Raw genomic sequence first — 16,657 nt, forward strand, 5'->3', positions numbered from 1 at the left:
TCGGCCGGAAGACCGATCCGACAACAGAAATGCGGGACGGCATGGGATGGATCGTGGCGGTGATCGCCGTCGCTGCTGCCGTGGCGGCGGCTGTCCGCGCACAGAACGCTGCGCGCTCGGAGCACCTGGCCCTGGCCCGCGCCGAGCTGGCCGAACGGCAGTCGAAGGCCGCCGAGGCCCGTACCGCCGCGCTCACCGACGAGATCCGGCAGCTGGCCCGCAAGCGGATACCTGCCGCGGCGCTCGCCCTCTCCCACCCCACCGCCCAGGTCCCCGGACTGCGGGAGGCGGCCGAGGTCGACGGCGATTCCGCCCGGCTGCTCACCGAGGCCGTACAGGCCGCTCGCACGGCGGTCGTCGAGGAGCGCGGACGCGTCGACGCGGCCGCCCGGGCGGCGATGCGCGGCACCTCGGCCAAGATCCAGTCACTGCTCAACCAGTCCCAGCAACTGCTGCACGAGCTCCAGCACGAGTACGACGACCCACGGATCCTGCAGCTGGACTTCCGTAACGAACTGGCCCTGCGGCGTACCCAGGCCACCGCCGTGCTCTGCGACGCCTGGCCGGGGCTCGCCCGCCAGAACTCGCCGCTCGTCGAGATCGTGCTCGGCGCCCAGTCCCGGGTCGCCGGCTATGAGCGGATCAAGGTCGCCAACCATCTGCGCGACGAACGGCTCGCGCTCGTCGCCCGCGCCGCCGAACCTCTCGCGATCGCGCTCGCCGAACTGCTGGCCAATGCCACGGCCTACTCGCACCCCGACACCGATGTACAGGTGACCGTCCAGCAGAGCGGTGGCCGTGGCGCGTTCCTGGTCGTGGACGACGCGGGCATCGGCATGGACGACGATGCGCTCGACCGGGCCCGCGCCCTGCTGGCGGGCCCGTCCGAAGTGCTCCTGACCGAGCTGGGCGACCCACCACAGACCGGTTTCGCCGTCGTCGGCCGGCTCGTGGTGCAGTACGGCTTCAACTGCCACATCGAGGCATCGCCGTTCGGTGGAATGCGTACGATCCTGCGCGTCCCCGCCCATCTGCTCACCGTGATGGAGGACGACCGCAGCCTCTCCGCCCTCGCTCCGAAGCCGATGCAGGCGCACGCCGCTCCGTCGGTTTCCGCCCCCGCCGAGCCGGACCCCGCACCGGCACCGCAAGCCGTCGGCGGGCACCCCGCCGAGCTGCCCAGCCGGCGCCGACGTTCACCACGTCCGACCCCGGCCCGGTCCGCGTCCGCCGCCGTCGCCCGGGACCGGGAGCAGGTGTCCCGTACACCCGAGCAGGCCGAGGCTTCCTGGGCGGCGCTCCAACAGGGCACCCTCAATGGCAGGAGCGTCGCCGGGCGGTCATCCGCACCGGCCGCGGACGATCACCACCCGGACGAACACGACGACCAGGACGACCAAGGAGACGACGAGAAGTGAGCGCCCCCACTCCCACCACCGGTGACCTCGCATGGGTGCTGACCCCCCTGCTGGAGCTGCCCGGAGTCCAGCACGCCGTGGTCGCCACCGGCGACGGCCTCGTCGAGGGTGCCTCACCCGGCCTGGACCGGGCGTCCGGCGAGCGGGTCGCCGCCATGACCGCCACGCTGCACGCCGCGGCCCGCGCGTTCACCACGGCCTTCACCGACGTCGAGGCTCCGCGCCTGGCCCAGACGGTTGTCGAGTCCGACCAGGGCTTCGCCATCGTCGTACCGGCCGGGAACAACACCACACTCGCCCTGTTCGCGGAACCCGGAGCCAAACTCGGCGACATCGCCTACCAGATGCAGGTGCAGGTCACCGCCCTGACCCGGGCGATGAACGCGCCCGCCCGCCAACCGGACACCACCGCCCGGCCATGACCTCCGGCCCCGGACGCCGTCTGATCCCCGCCTATCTGGTCACCGGCGGCCGGACCCGGCCCGCCGGTCCCGCGCTCGACCGGCTCGCCGTGCTCGTACGCACCGACACGGACCTGCCCCCGGACACCGGCTCGGAACAGCGCAGGCTGTGCGAGCTGCTGGAACCGGGCGCGCTCACCGTCGTCGAATCCGCGGCCCACCTGGATCTGCCGGTCAGCGCCACCGTCTTCCTGGCCACGGACCTCGCGGCCGCCGGACATCTGCACACCCGACCGCCCATCCCCAGCGCCGGGGAGATCGACCGGTCGCTCGTCGAGAGGCTGCTCGTTGGACTCCGCTCCCTCCACTGACCGGACCGGCATCGGCTATCTGCCGCCTGCCGCCCAAACCCTGATGAAGCTCGTCGTCACGGGTCCCTTCGGCGTGGGCAAAACCACCCTGATCCGTACGCTGTCGGAGATCGCCACGCTCCATACCGAAGAGGCGATGACCCAGTCCAGCACCCGGCTCGACGACACCGCAGGCATGCCGGACAAGACCACGACCACCGTCGCCATCGACTTCGGCCGGCTCACCGTCCTCGACGACCTGGTGCTCTACATGTTCGGCACGCCGGGCCAGCAGCGGTTCCTCCCTCTCTGGGAGGACATCGCACGCGGCGCACTCGGCGCTCTCGTCCTGGTCGACACCCGTCGGCTCGCCGACTCCTTCGCGGTCATGGACATGGTCGAGGAGCAGGGACTGCCGTACGCCGTTGCCGTCAACCGTTTCCCAGACGCCCCCGCCCACACCGACGAGGTCCTGCGCAAACACCTCGACCTCGCCCCCGAGACCCCGCTGGTGCAGTGCGACGCCCGCGAACGCCGCGGCAGCATCGACGCACTGATCGCGCTCGCCGAGCATGTGCTGGCCGGAATGCCCCGGCCCGAGGACCCGTCATGACACCGCTCGTACAACCGCCGCAGCCCCTCGCGCTGTACGGCCCGGACTTCGCAGCCGACCCGCAGAGCCACTACCGGCGCCTGCGTGAACACGGCCCCCTGGCCCCCGTCCGGCTCGCGCCCGGCATCGACGCCCTGCTGGTCACGGACTACCAGGCCGCAGTCGACCTGCTGCGCGACACCCACACCTTCACCAAGGACCCGCGCGCCTGGCAGGCCACCGTCCCCGACGACTCGCCGGTCCTGCCCATGCTCGGCTACCGGCCCACCGCACTCTTCAGCGACGGCGGCGTACACGCCCGTTACCGCGACGCCATCAACGACAGCCTCGCTCTGATCGAGCCGCACGTCCTGCGGGCCGAGGTCGCCCGGGTCGCCCAGCGGCTCATCGGTGAATTCGCCGCCACCGGCAGCGGCGACCTGATCGCCCAGTACGCCCGACGACTCCCGGTACACGTCTTCGTCACCTGGTTCGGCGTACCGCCGGGCGACAGCGAACGCATCGTCAACGGCATCGCCGGCATGTTCAACTCCGCCGAGGACGCCGCCACCGCGTACGCCGACCTCGTCGAGGTCGTCACCGATCTGGTCGCCGACCGGCGTGCCCGGCCGCGCCGCGACCTCACTTCGTACCTCCTGGCCCACCCGGCCAAGCTCGACAACGACGAGACTGTGCGTCAGATCACTCTGATCATGAGCGCGGGCCACGATCCGACGACCAATCTGATCGGCAACGCGCTGCTGCACATGCTCACCGACGCGCGCTACGCAGGCTCGCTGCACGGCGGCGCGATGACGGCGCACGAGGCGATCAACGAGGTCCTCTGGCAGGATCCGCCACTGGCCAATTTCGCGGCCCACTACCCGCGCCACGACACGGAGTTCCACGGCGTCCGGCTGCGCGCCGGACAACTGCTCCTCGTCTCCTACGCCGCCGCCAACACCCAGTCCGTGCCCGACCTTTCGGACCCCGGGGTCCGCTCCGGAGCCAGTGCCCATCTGGCCTGGTCGGCCGGTCCGCACCGGTGCCCGGCGAAGCAGCCGGCGCTGCTCATCGCCATGACCGCGATCGAGCAGCTCACCAGTCAGCTGTGCGATGCAGAACTGGACGTTCCGGTCAGCGGACTGAAGTGGCGGCCGGGACCGTTCCACCGTGCTCTGGTACGGCTTCCGGTACGTTTCACGCCTGTCGACATGACTATGGAGACGGACCGGTACGACGCGGCCGAGGCTGCTTCGGACGGGCCGTCAGAGGTGTCGATCAGCCCGTGAACCGTGTCGGTGGTACGCCGAACGGGTGAGGGGCGAGAGAATTGCCCGATGAACAGCGAGCGCAACGCCGACCGAAGCACAGACGGGGTGGTCCGGTGAGCAGGTACGACAGGTACGACGTCACGGACGAGCAGTGGGAGGGGCTTGCCCAGGTCGTACCTCTGCGCGGCCGCGACCAGTGGCCGTCCAGGGTCGATCACCGTACGGTCCCCGACGAGAGCGCGGCAGCCGAACAGCGGCGCCTCGTCGTGCTGCGGGTCCAGGTCTTCGCGGACGCGCGGGAAGTGGCGGAGTACCTGGTCGCACAGATCCCGGTGCTGCTCGATCTGACCAGCGCGGAGACGGATGTGGCCAAGCGCATCCTGGACTTCACCAGCGGGGTGGTTTTCGGTCTGGGCAGCGGAATGCACCGGGTCGACCGGAACGTCTTCCTGCTGTCGCCGCTCGGCATGGAGGTCGAGGGGGTCACGGCGGCAGGTGTACCCGGGTCGTAGGAAGGCCGCCGGGGGCAGGGCGGGCGCGGCGATGGACGTCCTTCGATCGGGGCCCTGCGGTCGGTCTTCGCCTGCGGACCGTAGCCGCCGCGGATGCGCGGCCCCGTACCCGCGGGCGACGGCCGGCTGCGCCGCGGCTGCGACAACCTCGCGGCGGTGCTGGAGCGCACGCACACACAGGGCGCCCCACACCACGCCCGGCTGGTCGCGGCGGATCACGCCGGATGCGCGGGGCCGGTGACCGCACTCGGTGTCGAGCGGCTCGCGGACGGATTGCTGCGCGCGACCATCCGGCGCGACGGGGGTCATGCGACGCCGGTCGGCCGGCTCGGCGACGGTGAGCTGAGGTATCCGGCGCTCACTCCGGTGCTGCTCACCGGCCCCGGGGTGCTGGCTGTGGATGCCGCGGGCGAGGTGCCGTCGGCCGTGCAGACCCTCACCGTGCCGGCCGACGGACTCGACCGCGACCTGGACGGACGGCAGTTGCGCGGACTGCTGGATCCGGCGGTGTCGATCGGGGCGGCCGGGCATCTCAGGCTGGTGGGCACGGTCACGGAGCCGGGCGCGGTGCGAGCCCGGGAGACCGCCGGGGTGACGGTGGTAGACCTGAAGGCGTGACAGAACTTGATGTACGTGCCCTGCAGCAACGGCTCGCCGCTTTCGCGGCTGCGCGGGACTGGGAGCAGTACCACACCCCGAAGAATCTGGCGGCGGCGCTGAGCGTCGAGGCGTCCGAACTGGTCGAAATCTTCCAGTGGTTGACGCCGGAGCAGTCGGCACGGGTGATGGAGACACCCGAGACGGCGCACCGGGTGGCCGACGAGGTCGCCGATGTTCTCGCTTATCTGCTTCAGTTCTGCGAGGTGTTGGGGATCGACGCACTGACGGCGCTGGCGGAGAAGATCGACCGGAACGAGGCCCGATTCCCGGTGCCGGAGCGCCCGGACACCCTTGATTCGCCGGATCGTCACTCTTCGGAGTGATCAACTTATTCACAGTCGACTTCGTGTCCACAGATTTCCGAATTCCCCTGGCTTTTCGGTACCGATTCCCTCACTGTGGGTAATGGATGAGTTGAGCGGCTTTTCGTACGGACGGGGGTAACGCATGGAAGCGGAGCGGCTTGTGGGAGTCAGTCGGCGTGCTCTGGCGCAGAGCCGCTGCACACCGGACATCATCGCCGAGGCATGGCAGGCCCAGGCGCTCGCTCAGGCGATCGGCAGCAGGCTGGCGGCGGACGGGCCCAAGGAGCTACGGGGAGAGGCGCGTGGGCTCAGCGAGATCGGTGGCAGGAGCGGCGGGGCGCTGGACCACCCGGCGGCGCGGGCCGGAGTGGCCCGGGCGGCGCAGCTCTCCGAGCTCGCCGAACCGAGGGCGACGCTGACGGGGCTGGGCACACTGCTCGGGGAGGTGGGGATGGCCCTGGTCGGGGTGGCCTGCGAGACCGACGAGCAGGGGCTCTACTGGCAGTGCATGGAGGCGATCGACGCGGCCGACGAGTCCATGGACCGGGTGCACGGAATGCTCCGGCGCCTCGACGAGCAGGACCGGGAGCGGCAGCAGGATCTGGAGCGGAGCCGGGAGCGGGACGGCCCCTACGGTGCGATCCGCGGACCGGCGGGCTCGGCGGCGGGCCGGCTGTGACCGCGCAGGATTCGGGGAGTGACGAGGGACGGGACGGTGTACGGGACGGCCGTGGCCGTGGAGGGCTTCGGCAGTGGCGGCGCGTGGCAGGGAGAAGGAGGGGAGTGACCGGCATCCGGAGGTGCAGGATGGATGCATGGATCTTCGAATCTTCACCGAGCCCCAGCAAGGGGCCGACTACGACACCCTGCTCACCGTCGCCAAGGCGGCCGAAGACCTCGGATTCGACGCCTTCTACCGCTCCGACCACTACCTCCGCATGGGGCCGGGGACGGGCTGCCCGGCCCGACCGACGCGTGGATCACCCTGGCCGGGCTGGCGCGCGAGACCAAGCGGATCCGGCTCGGCACGCTGATGACCGCGGGGACCTTCCGGCTCCCCGGCGTGCTCGCCATCCAGGTCGCGCAGGTCGACCAGATGTCCGGCGGACGCGTCGAGCTCGGCCTCGGCGCAGGCTGGTTCGAGGAGGAGCACAAGGCCTACGGCATTCCGTTCCCCAAGGAGAAGTTCGGCAGGCTGGAGGAGCAGTTGGAGATCGTCACCGGGCTCTGGGCGACCGAGATCGGCAAGACGTTCAGCTTCGACGGCACGTACTACCAGCTGACCGATTCGCCCGCGCTGCCCAAGCCGGCGCAGTCCAAGGTGCCGGTCCTGATCGGCGGTCACGGTGCGACACGCACACCGAGGCTGGCAGCGCAGTATGCGGACGAGTTCAATATTCCCTTCGCGTCGCTGGAGGACAGCGAGAAGCAGTTCGGCCGGGTCAAGGAGGCGGCGAAGGCGGCCGGCCGCGGACCGGACGACCTGGTGTACTCCAACGCCCTGGTGGTCTGCGTCGGCAAGAACGACGCCGAGGTGGCGCGGCGCGCCTCCGTCATCGGCCGTGAGGTGGCGGAGCTGAGGGCGAACGGGCTCGCGGGCTCACCCGCCGAGGTGGTCGACAAGATCGGCAGGTACGGCGCGATCGGGTCGTCCCGGATCTACCTCCAGGTCCTGGATCTGGACGACCTGGAGCACCTGGAGCTGATCTCCTCCCAGGTCCAGTCCCAGTTCACCTGAGCCGGGAACCATCCCGGCTCACCTGAACCGGAACCATCCCGGCATCCCGGCTCGCCCGAGTCAGAGGTCGGTCGCCGCTCACCCGAGCCAGGTCCGGGTCCGGCTCACGAGGGAGCCATCCATGCAACCCGTCCGTTCAGCCAACGGTTCGCCCGCCCGCGCGCTCGATCGTGCCCTCTTGGAGGGGACGGTCCTGCTCGACGGTGGTCTCTCCAATCAGTTGGAGGCGCAGGGCTGCGACCTGTCCGACGCTCTGTGGTCGGCCCGGCTGCTGGCCGACGGGCCGGGGCAGATCGAGGCCGCGCACACTGCCTATGCGCGGGCGGGTGCGCAGGTGCTCATCACGGCCAGTTACCAGGCGACCTTCGAGGGATTCGAGGGGCGGGGCGATAGGACGGGCCCAGGCGGCGGAGCTGTTCGCCCGCAGCGTGCGGCTGGCGCGGCGGGCCGCGGGTGCGGTGGAGCGGGAGATCTGGGTCGCCGCCTCGGTCGGCCCGTACGGGGCGATGCTGGCGGACGGCAGCGAGTACCGGGGCCGCTACGGGCTCTCCGTCCGGGAGCTGGAGCGGTTTCACCGGCCGCGGGTGGAGGCGCTGGCCGCCGCAGGGCCCGATGCGCTGGCGCTGGAGACGGTGCCGGACATCGACGAGGCCGAGGCGTTGCTGCGGGCGGTCGAGGGGTGCGGGCTGCCCGTCTGGCTCTCGTACAGCGTGGCGGGGGACCGGACCAGGGCGGGACAGTCGCTGGAGACGGCCTTCGCCGTCGCCTCGGGGCATGACCGTGTGCTGGCAGTCGGGGTGAACTGCTGTGATCCGGCGGACGCGGACCGGGCGGTGCGGGTGGCGGCGGAGGTGGCCGGGAAACCGGTCGTGGTCTATCCGAACAGCGGTGAGCGGTGGGATGCCGGCGGACGGGAGTGGACTGGTGCCCCCACCTTCGATCCGGCGAGAGTGCGGGCCTGGCAGGATGCCGGCGCCCGGCTGGTGGGCGGCTGCTGCCGGGTCGGCCCGGAGAGCATCGCGGAGCTGGCCTGGCTGCTCGGCGCAGCGACGGCAGGCGAAGGGAAAGGAGGGTCAACAGTGCCGTAGACAGATGAAAATACCTGGTGGGGGGCAAGTGAAGCGGACCATACTCGGACGTGTGTTCCTGACAATCAGCACGACCGGCAACCCGGAACGTCCCGCGACCGATCTCGGCTTTCTGCTGCACAAGCATCCCGAGAAGGCGCAGACGTTCTCCACCTCCCACGGCTCCGCGCATGTCTTCTACCCCGAGGCATCCGCCGAGCGCTGCACAGCGGGGCTCCTGCTGGAGGTGGATCCCGTGGCGCTGGTGCGGCGCGGCAAGGGCAAGGGCCGGGGCGGCGCCCCCGATGCGGCGCTCGCGCAGTACGTCAACGACCGTCCGTACGCGGCGTCCTCGCTGCTCTCCGTCGCTATGAGCACGGTGTTCAAGACCGCGCTGAATGGTGTGTGCCGCGCACTGCCCGAACGTGTACAGGCACCGCTTTCACTGAGGATCGAGGTGCCCGCACTGCCGGCGCGCGGCGGCGCGGAACTGGTGCGCAAGCTCTTCGGGCCGCTCGGGTGGGCGAGCGTGGACGCCGTGGCCGTACCTCTGGACGAGCAGTTCCCGGAGTGGGGGGACTCGCGGTACGTGCGGCTGGTGCTGGAAGGCGAGTTGCGGCTGGCGGACGCGTTGCGGCAGCTGTATGTCCTGCTGCCGGTGCTCGACGACGCCAAGCACTACTGGGTCGCACCGGACGAGGTGGACAAGCTGTTGCGCGCCGGTGAGGGCTGGCTGGCCGGTCACCCCGAGCAGAAGCTGATCACCAGCCGCTATCTGTCCCGCCGCTGGGGGCTGACCCGGCAGGCGATGCAGCGGCTCGAACTGGTGCGGCTCGCCGAGTCGGACGACCTGGACGTCGAGAGCATCGACAACGCGGTGGACGAGACGACCGACACCGAGGAGAAGCCGGTGCCGCTCGCCGAGCAGCGGCGCACCGCGATCCTCGACGCGCTGCGCACCGCCGGGGCGAGCCGGATTCTCGACCTGGGCTGCGGTCAGGGCCAGTTGGTGCAGGCACTGCTCAAGGACGTGGGCTTCACGGAGATCGTCGGCGTCGATGTCTCGATGCGCGCCCTCACCATTGCCTCACGACGGCTGAAGCTGGACCGGATGGGGGAGCGGCAGGCCGGACGGGTCACGCTTCAGCAGGGCTCGCTCACCTACACCGACAAGCGGCTCAAGGGGTATGACGCGGCCGTGCTCAGCGAGGTCATCGAGCACCTCGACCTGCCGAGGCTGCCGGCGCTGGAGTACGCCGTGTTCGGTTCGGCCCGACCGCGGACCGTGCTCGTCACGACGCCGAACGTCGAGTACAACGTCCGCTGGGAGACCCTTCCGGCCGGGCATGTGCGCCACGGCGACCACCGGTTCGAGTGGACCAGGGCCGAGTTCCGGGACTGGGCCCACGAGGTGGCGCAGCGGCATGGATACGGGGTTGATTTCGTGCCCGTGGGGCCCGATGACCCCGAGGTGGGGCCGCCCACGCAGATGGCTGTGTTCACGATGACCGCGGCCGATGAGAGCAGGAACGAGAACGAGAGCAAGAACGAGTCCTGGCACGAGACTGCCAACGAGACCGAGAAGGGGGCCAAAGTCGCATGACCAGTACTTCGCGCACGTTGCCGGTGACCGACCTCTCCCTCGTGGTGCTCATCGGAGCCAGCGGTTCCGGCAAGTCCACCTTCGCCCGTAAGCACTTCAAGCCCACGGAGATCGTCTCCTCGGACTTCTGCCGTGGCCTGGTCGCCGACGACGAGAACGACCAGAGCGCCAGCCGTGACGCCTTCGACGTCCTCCACTACATCGTGGGCAAGCGGCTCGCCGCCGGGCGGCTGACCGTCGTGGACGCCACCAGCGTCCAGTCCGAGAGCCGCAAGCAACTGGTCCAGCTGGCCAGGAGCCACGACGTGCTGCCCATCGCGATCGTTCTCGACCTGCCCGAAGAGGTCTGCATCGCGCGCAACGCGGCCCGCCCCGACCGCGCCGACATGCCGCGCCACGTCATCCAGCGCCACCGCCGCGAACTGCGCCGTTCGTTGCGCGGCCTGGAGCGCGAGGGCTTCCGCAAGGTGCACATTCTGCACACCGAGGAGGAGGCGGAGCGCGCCGAAGTGGTGCTGGAGCGTCGCTACAACGACCTCCGCCACCTCACCGGACCCTTCGACATCATCGGCGACATCCACGGCTGCAGTTCCGAACTGGAGGCCCTGCTCGGCAAGCTCGGCTACATCGACGGCACGCACCCCGAAGGGCGTACGGCGGTCTTCGTCGGCGACCTCGTGGACCGCGGCCCCGACAGCCCCGGGGTACTGCGCCGCGTCATGTCCATGGTGTCGGCGGGCAACGCCCTGTGCGTGCCGGGCAACCACGAGAACAAGCTCGGCCGCTACCTCAAGGGACGCAAGGTCCAGCACACCCATGGACTCGCCGAGACCATCGAGCAGTTGGAGCGGGAGGACGAGAAGGATCCTGCCTTCCGCGAGCAGGTGCGGGAGTTCATCGACGGGCTCGTCAGCCACTACGTGCTCGACGAGGGCAAGCTCGTCGTCTGTCACGCCGGGCTGCCCGAGAAGTACCACGGGCGCACCTCCGGGCGGGTCCGCTCGCACGCGCTGTACGGGGACACCACCGGTGAGACCGACGAGTTCGGCCTGCCCGTGCGCTACCCGTGGGCGGAGGAGTACCGCGGCCGTGCCGCTGTGGTCTACGGCCACACCCCGGTGCCCAACACCTCCTGGGTCAACAACACCATCTGCCTGGACACCGGTGCGGTCTTCGGCGGGAAGATGACCGCGCTGCGCTGGCCGGAGCGCGAGCTCGTCGACGTACCGGCCGAGAAGGTCTGGTACCAGCCGGCCAAGCCGCTGACCACCGAGGCGCCCGGGGGGAGGGAGGGCAGGCCGCTGGACCTCGCCGATGTGCACGGCCGTCGGACCGTGGAGACCCGGCACATGGGCCGCATCTCGGTCCGCGAGGAGAACGCCGCGGCGGCGCTCGAAGTCATGAGCCGGTTCGCCGTCGACCCGCGGCTGCTCGGCTACCTCCCGCCGACCATGGCGCCCACCGCCACCTCGCACGAGGACGGCTACCTGGAGCACCCGGCGGAGGCCTTCGCCCAGTACCGGGCGGACGGTGTCACCAAGGTCGTGTGCGAGGAGAAGCACATGGGCTCGCGTGCGGTGGCGCTGGTCTGCCGGGACGCGAACACCGCCCGTGAGAGGTTCGGCGCAGGGGGAACCTCCCACCCTTCCGGCGGCGAAGGAGGTCCGACCGGGGCGCTCTACACCCGCACCGGAAGGCCGTTCCTCGACGACGTCGCACTGACCGAGGTGATCCTCGGCAGGTTGCGCACCGCCGTCACCGCCGCCGGACTCTGGGAGGAGTGGGACACCGACTGGGTGCTGCTCGACGCCGAGCTGATGCCGTGGTCTCTCAAGGCGGCCGGGCTGCTGCGCTCGCAGTATGCCGCGGTCGGTGCCGCATCCGGGGCGGTCTTCCCGGAGGCCAACGCGGCCCTCGCGGCAGCGGTGGCCCGTGGGGTGGACGTGGGCGCGCTCGCGGACCGCCAGCAGGGACGGGCCGCGGACGCGACCGCGTTCACCGAGGCGTATCGCCGCTACTGCTGGAGCACCCAGGGCCTGGACGGGGTGCGGCTCGCGCCGTTCCAGATCCTCGCCGTGCAGGGCCGCTCGCTGGCCTCCGTACCGCACGACGAGCAGCTGGCCTGGCTCGACCGGCTGGTCGAGCACGATCCGACCGGGCTGCTCCAGGTCACCCGCAGGCTCGTCGTCGACACCGGTGACGAGGCGTCGGTGAGCTCCGGCATCGACTGGTGGCTGGAGATGACCGGCCGCGGTGGCGAAGGCATGGTCGTCAAGCCGCTTGCCGCGCTCGTACGGGACGGCAAGGGCAGGCTGGTCCAGCCGGGCATCAAGGTGCGCGGCCGGGAGTACCTCCGGATCATCTACGGCCCCGAGTACACCCGCCCGGAGAACCTGGAGCGGCTGCGCGGCCGGTTCCTCGGCCACAAGCGGTCGTTGGCGCTCCGGGAGTACGCGCTGGGGCTCGAAGCGCTGGACCGGCTGGCCGACGGGGAGCCGTTGTGGCGGGTCCACGAGGCGGTGTTCGCGGTGCTGGCCCTGGAGTCGGAGCCGGTCGACCCGCGGCTGTAGACAGTGGTGCCGGCGGGCTTTGCGATGAGATCAACGGAAAACCGCTGGCGATTCGCCGGGTGAACGGCGCTCCGCACGGTGAGGATGGATGCATGGGATTCCATGTCGACTCCGAGGCCGGGCGGCTGCGCCGCGTCATCCTGCACCGCCCCGATCTTGAGCTGAAGCGGCTCACCCCCGGCAACAAGGACGCGCTCCTTTTCGACGACGTGCTCTGGGTGCGCCGCGCCCGCCAGGAGCACGACGGCTTCGCGGACGTGCTGCGCGACCGAGGCGTGGAGGTGCACCTCTTCGGCGATCTGCTGCGTGAGTCGCTGGAGATCCCGGTGGCCAGGCGGCTCGTCCTGGACCGGGTCTTCGGCGAGAAGGAGTACGGCCCGCTCGCCACCGAGCATCTGCGGGCCGCCTTCGAGGAGTTGCCCAGCGCCGAGCTGGCCGAGGCGCTGGTCGGCGGGATGACCAAGCGGGAGTTCCTGGAGCGGCACCGCGAGCCGACTTCCGTCCGCTTCCACGTCATGGACCTGGACGACTTCCTGCTCGGCCCGCTGCCGAACCATCTCTTCACCCGGGACACCTCGGCCTGGATATACGACGGGGTGTCGATCAACGCGATGCGCTGGCCGGCCCGGCAGCGCGAGACCGTCCACTTCGAGGCGATCTACCGCCACCACCCCCTCTTCACCGGCCCCGACGCAGGCGTCTTCCATCACTGGTCCGAGGGGCAGGACGACTATCCCTCCACCATCGAAGGCGGCGACGTACTGGTCATCGGCCACGGCGCCGTACTCATCGGGATGAGCGAGCGCACCACCCCGCAGGCGGTGGAGATGCTGGCCCGTGGACTGTTCGACGCCGGCTCGGCGCACACGATCGTGGCGCTCGACATGCCCAAGCGCAGGGAGTTCATGCACCTCGACACGGTCATGACGATGATCGACGGCGACACCTTCACCAAGTACGCGGGCCTGGGCATGCTCCGCTCGTACACCATCCAGCCCGGTGAAGGGCCGAGGGACCTGAAGGTCACCGACCATCCGCCCGAGCACATGCACGACGCGATCGCGCACGCCCTGGGCCTGGACTCGATCCGGGTCCTCACAGCCGCCCAGGATGTGCGCGCCGCCCAGCGCGAGCAGTGGGACGACGGCTGCAATGTGCTGGCCGTCGAGCCAGGCGTCGTCGTCGCGTACGAGCGCAACGCCACCACGAATACCTATCTCCGCAAGGAGGGCATCGAGGTCATAGAGATCCGCGGCAGCGAACTCGGCCGGGGCAGGGGCGGCCCCCGCTGCATGAGCTGCCCCGTGGTGCGTGATCCGGTGTAGCGGCGCACGACCTGGTGCAGCGGTGCGCGACACGGCGCAAGGAAAGAAACTCCGCACGAAGAGTCTCCGCACAGGAGTCGGCGTGCGAGGCAAGAGCCTCCGTATAGCGATGCAATGCTTCGTATAGACTTCCAGGGTCGCTGTATGCACGATCCTCATCCGACCCAGGAGCAGTCCCATGGCCATAGACCTCGCAGGCCGCCACTTCCTCAAGGAGCTGGACTTCACGGCCGAGGAGTTCCGCGGCCTGATCGACCTCGCGGCCGAGCTCAAGGCCGCCAAGAAATCGGGGACCGAGGTGCAGCGGCTGCGCGGCAAGAACATCGCGCTCATCTTCGAGAAGACCTCGACCCGCACCCGCTGCGCCTTCGAGGTGGCGGCCGCGGATCAGGGTGCGTCCACGACATATCTCGACCCCTCGGGCTCGCAGCTGGGGCACAAGGAGTCGGTGAAGGACACGGCCCGCGTCCTCGGTCGGATGTTCGACGGCATCGAGTACCGCGGTGACAGCCAGATGGCCGTCGAGGAGCTGGCTGCGCACGGCGGCGTTCCGGTCTTCAACGGACTCACCGACGACTGGCACCCGACCCAGATGCTCGCCGACGTCCTCACCATGGCCGAGCACAGCGAGAAGCCGCTGGAGCGGATCGCCTTCGCCTACCTCGGTGACGCCCGCTTCAACATGGGTAACTCCTACCTGGTCACCGGCGCCCTGCTGGGCATGGATGTGCGGATCGTCGCGCCGAAGTCGTACTGGCCGGCCGAGGAGATCATCACCGAGGCCCGCACGCTGGCCGAGGCCAGCGGTGCGACGGTCACTCTCACCGAGGACATCGCCGAGGGCGTCAAGGGCGCGGACTTCGTCGCCACCGATGTCTGGGTCTCCATGGGTGAGCCCAAGGAGGTCTGGGGCGAGCGCATCGAGGCGCTCGCGCCGTACGCCGTGACCATGGACGTCCTGCGCGCCACCGGCAATGCGGACGTGAAGTTCCTGCACTGCCTCCCGGCCTTCCACGACCTCGGCACCAAGGTCGGGCGGGAGATCGAGGCCGCCCATGGGCTGACGGAGCTGGAGGTCACCGACGAGGTCTTCGAGTCCACGCACTCGGTCGTCTTCGACGAGGCCGAGAACCGGATGCATACGATCAAGGCCATTCTGGTGGCAACCCTGGCGGCCGCAAGCTGAACGCTGCATGACCATGCACCCGATTGGGTGAACATGCGCGAAGGCGACTAATATGTTGTCTCTTGGTGGGGTTCGAGCTCGCACGCTCGAACCCCATTTTCGTGTGTGTCACCAGAGCTCGGAGCTCCCCCACAAGGCCCCGGGTGCACATCCCCCACATGCTTCACCAGAGAAGAGACCATCCCCGTGAGTCCGCTGCGCCCACCGAGCTTCCCGCGCCCTTCCGGGCCACGCGTCAAGAGCCCCCACCAGCTGATCGCCGAGTCCGGCGCCGACCTGGAGGGGCACGGCCTCAAGCGCACCATGGGACTCTTCCAGCTGGTGTGCTTCGGTGTCGGCGCCGTCGTCGGCACCGGCATCTTCGTCGGTCTCTCCGACAGCGTCGCCGAGGCGGGCCCTGCGGTCGTGCTGTCCTTCGTGCTCGCCGCGATCACCTGCATCTTCACCGCGTTCTCCTTCGCCGAGCTGGGCAGCGCGATCCCGGTGTCCGGCAGCTCGTACTCCTTCGCCTACGCGACCCTCGGCGAACGCATCGCGTTCCTCGTCGGCTGGTGTCTGCTGCTGGAGTACGGGGTCTCGGTCTCCGCGGTGGCCGTCGGCTGGAGCCAGTACGTCAATGAGCTGCTGAACAGTTTGTTCGGCCGGCAGCTGCCTGAGGCCCTCTCGGCGGGGCCCGGCGACGGCGGAGTGATCAATCTGCCCGCGGTCCTGGTGGTCATGATGGCCGCCACCCTGCTGGTGCGCGGCGTCCGGGAGAGTGCGGGGGCCACCACCGCGATGGCGGTCCTCAAGATCGCCATTCTGATCATGTTCTGCGTCATCGCCTTCACGGCCTTCGAGCACGGGAATCTCACGCCGTTCGTCGCCCACGGGGCGGGCGGGGTCACCGCCGGTGCGTCGCTGGCCTTCTTCTCGTACATCGGCTTCGACGCCATCACCACCGCGGGCGAAGAGGTCAAGAACCCGCGGCGGAACATCCCGATCGCGATCATGGTCTGCATCGGCGTGGTCACCCTGCTCTACTGCGCCGTTGCGCTCGCGGCCATCGGTGCCCTCGGCCCGGAGGCCGTCGCCGACAAGCCGGCCGCGCTCTCGATCGTCGTCGACCAGGTCACCGACTCGACCGTCGGCGGTGGAATCATCGCTTTCGGAGCGGTCGTCGCGATCGCATCCGTCGTGCTCGCGGTGATGTACGGGCAGACCCGCATCCTGATGTCGATGTCCCGAGACGGTCTGATCCCGCGGGTCTTCGAGCGGGTCTCGCCGCGGACGGCGACGCCGGTCGCGAACACCTGGATCGTGGCGGTCGTCTTCGCGATCCCGGCGGCCTTCTCGTCGCTCGACGTGGTGGTGAATCTGACGACCATCGGCACGCTGGGCACCATGGTCGCGGTGAACATCGCGGTGATCGTGCTGCGCCGTCGAAACCCGGAGGTGACGGGCTCGTTCCGGGTGCCGCTCTACCCGGTGAGCCCGCTCCTGGGCGTCGTTTTCTGCCTCTATCTGATGTACGGGACGGGCTGGGCGACCTGGGTGCAGTTCGCCGCCTTCCTGATCGTCGGTGCGGCGGTGTACGCCTTCTACGGCCGCAGCCGTTCCCGGCTGGCCGCTGCCGACGCGGGTCGATGAGGGCGGCCGGTCGGCGCCGAGATGTCC

The 16,657-nt window shown here is 69.9% G+C and carries 14 protein-coding genes and 2 pseudogenes; all 16 read left to right on the forward strand.

Features of this window, described 5'->3' with window-relative positions; translation table 11 throughout:
• The first annotated feature begins 41 nt into the window (after positions 1-41).
• The 16 genes and pseudogenes from GA0115254_RS33435 (at position 42) to GA0115254_RS33510 (ending at position 16,630) form a co-directional block, all read left to right on the forward strand.
• Positions 42-1,418 (forward strand): ATP-binding protein, encoded by a 1,377-nt coding sequence (locus tag GA0115254_RS33435; RefSeq protein ID WP_256102904.1) that lies wholly within the window; start codon positions 42-44, stop codon positions 1,416-1,418.
• A complete protein-coding gene (locus GA0115254_RS33440) occupies positions 1,415-1,840 on the forward strand; it encodes a roadblock/LC7 domain-containing protein (protein WP_093899013.1) in 426 nt (141 codons plus the stop codon). Before GA0115254_RS33435 ends, GA0115254_RS33440 begins: the two co-directional genes overlap by 4 nt.
• Positions 1,837-2,190 carry a DUF742 domain-containing protein gene (locus tag GA0115254_RS33445; RefSeq protein WP_093899014.1) on the forward strand — a complete coding sequence of 118 codons (354 nt, stop codon included), beginning with the start codon at positions 1,837-1,839 and terminating at the stop codon, positions 2,188-2,190. Before GA0115254_RS33440 ends, GA0115254_RS33445 begins: the two co-directional genes overlap by 4 nt.
• On the forward strand, positions 2,168-2,782 hold the full coding sequence (locus GA0115254_RS33450) for a GTP-binding protein (RefSeq protein WP_093899015.1): 615 nt from the start codon (positions 2,168-2,170) through the stop codon (positions 2,780-2,782). Before GA0115254_RS33445 ends, GA0115254_RS33450 begins: the two co-directional genes overlap by 23 nt.
• On the forward strand, positions 2,779-4,053 hold the full coding sequence (locus GA0115254_RS33455) for a cytochrome P450 (RefSeq protein ID WP_256102905.1): 1,275 nt from the start codon (positions 2,779-2,781) through the stop codon (positions 4,051-4,053). The genes GA0115254_RS33450 and GA0115254_RS33455 overlap by 4 nt, the downstream gene beginning before the upstream one ends.
• Before the next feature lie 95 nt (positions 4,054-4,148).
• Positions 4,149-4,547: a cell division protein SepF gene (locus GA0115254_RS33460; RefSeq protein WP_093899016.1), complete on the forward strand. Its 399-nt coding sequence runs from the start codon at positions 4,149-4,151 to the stop codon at positions 4,545-4,547.
• Positions 4,548-4,640: 93 nt separating this feature from the next.
• Positions 4,641-5,165: an AAA family ATPase gene (locus GA0115254_RS33465; RefSeq protein ID WP_093899017.1), complete on the forward strand. Its 525-nt coding sequence runs from the start codon at positions 4,641-4,643 to the stop codon at positions 5,163-5,165.
• A complete protein-coding gene (locus tag GA0115254_RS33470; RefSeq protein ID WP_093899018.1) occupies positions 5,162-5,530 on the forward strand; it encodes a nucleotide pyrophosphohydrolase in 369 nt (122 codons plus the stop codon). Before GA0115254_RS33465 ends, GA0115254_RS33470 begins: the two co-directional genes overlap by 4 nt.
• A 124-nt stretch (positions 5,531-5,654) precedes the next feature.
• On the forward strand, positions 5,655-6,191 hold the full coding sequence (locus GA0115254_RS33475; protein ID WP_093899019.1) for a DUF6099 family protein: 537 nt from the start codon (positions 5,655-5,657) through the stop codon (positions 6,189-6,191).
• Between the two features lie 136 nt (positions 6,192-6,327).
• Positions 6,328-7,250 (forward strand): annotated as a pseudogene (locus tag GA0115254_RS33480) (LLM class F420-dependent oxidoreductase).
• Between the two features lie 121 nt (positions 7,251-7,371).
• Positions 7,372-8,338: pseudogene (gene mmuM / locus GA0115254_RS33485) on the forward strand (homocysteine S-methyltransferase).
• Positions 8,339-8,390: 52 nt separating this feature from the next.
• Complete coding sequence (locus tag GA0115254_RS33490; protein ID WP_256102906.1) at positions 8,391-9,920, forward strand: 3' terminal RNA ribose 2'-O-methyltransferase Hen1; 1,530 nt, start codon at positions 8,391-8,393, stop codon at positions 9,918-9,920.
• Complete coding sequence (locus tag GA0115254_RS33495; RefSeq protein WP_093899021.1) at positions 9,917-12,490, forward strand: polynucleotide kinase-phosphatase; 2,574 nt, start codon at positions 9,917-9,919, stop codon at positions 12,488-12,490. The genes GA0115254_RS33490 and GA0115254_RS33495 overlap by 4 nt, the downstream gene beginning before the upstream one ends.
• A gap of 92 nt (positions 12,491-12,582) precedes the next feature.
• Positions 12,583-13,815, forward strand: coding sequence for an arginine deiminase (locus GA0115254_RS33500; RefSeq protein ID WP_093899022.1), 1,233 nt, complete (start codon positions 12,583-12,585; stop codon positions 13,813-13,815).
• Between the two features lie 178 nt (positions 13,816-13,993).
• Positions 13,994-15,001, forward strand: coding sequence for an ornithine carbamoyltransferase (gene argF, locus GA0115254_RS33505; protein ID WP_093899023.1), 1,008 nt, complete (start codon positions 13,994-13,996; stop codon positions 14,999-15,001).
• Positions 15,002-15,187: 186 nt separating this feature from the next.
• Complete coding sequence (locus GA0115254_RS33510; RefSeq protein WP_093899024.1) at positions 15,188-16,630, forward strand: amino acid permease; 1,443 nt, start codon at positions 15,188-15,190, stop codon at positions 16,628-16,630.
• The last annotated feature ends 27 nt before the right edge of the window (positions 16,631-16,657 follow it).

It is taken from the genome of Streptomyces sp. Ncost-T10-10d, assembly GCF_900091955.1.
Classification (GTDB): domain Bacteria; phylum Actinomycetota; class Actinomycetes; order Streptomycetales; family Streptomycetaceae; genus Streptomyces.

Bases quoted from the DNA above. Each gene is read 5' to 3' on its own strand.
- GA0115254_RS33435 (WP_256102904.1), top strand. From the start codon at position 42: ATGGGATGGATCGTGGCGGTGATCGCCGTCGCTGCTGCCGTGGCGGCG.
- GA0115254_RS33445 (WP_093899014.1), top strand. From the start codon at position 1,837: ATGACCTCCGGCCCCGGACGCCGTCTGATCCCCGCCTATCTGGTCACC.
- GA0115254_RS33455 (WP_256102905.1), top strand. From the start codon at position 2,779: ATGACACCGCTCGTACAACCGCCGCAGCCCCTCGCGCTGTACGGCCCG.
- GA0115254_RS33465 (WP_093899017.1), top strand. From the start codon at position 4,641: ATGCGCGGCCCCGTACCCGCGGGCGACGGCCGGCTGCGCCGCGGCTGC.
- GA0115254_RS33475 (WP_093899019.1), top strand. From the start codon at position 5,655: ATGGAAGCGGAGCGGCTTGTGGGAGTCAGTCGGCGTGCTCTGGCGCAG.
- GA0115254_RS33495 (WP_093899021.1), top strand. From the start codon at position 9,917: ATGACCAGTACTTCGCGCACGTTGCCGGTGACCGACCTCTCCCTCGTG.
- GA0115254_RS33500 (WP_093899022.1), top strand. From the start codon at position 12,583: ATGGGATTCCATGTCGACTCCGAGGCCGGGCGGCTGCGCCGCGTCATC.
- argF (WP_093899023.1), top strand. From the start codon at position 13,994: ATGGCCATAGACCTCGCAGGCCGCCACTTCCTCAAGGAGCTGGACTTC.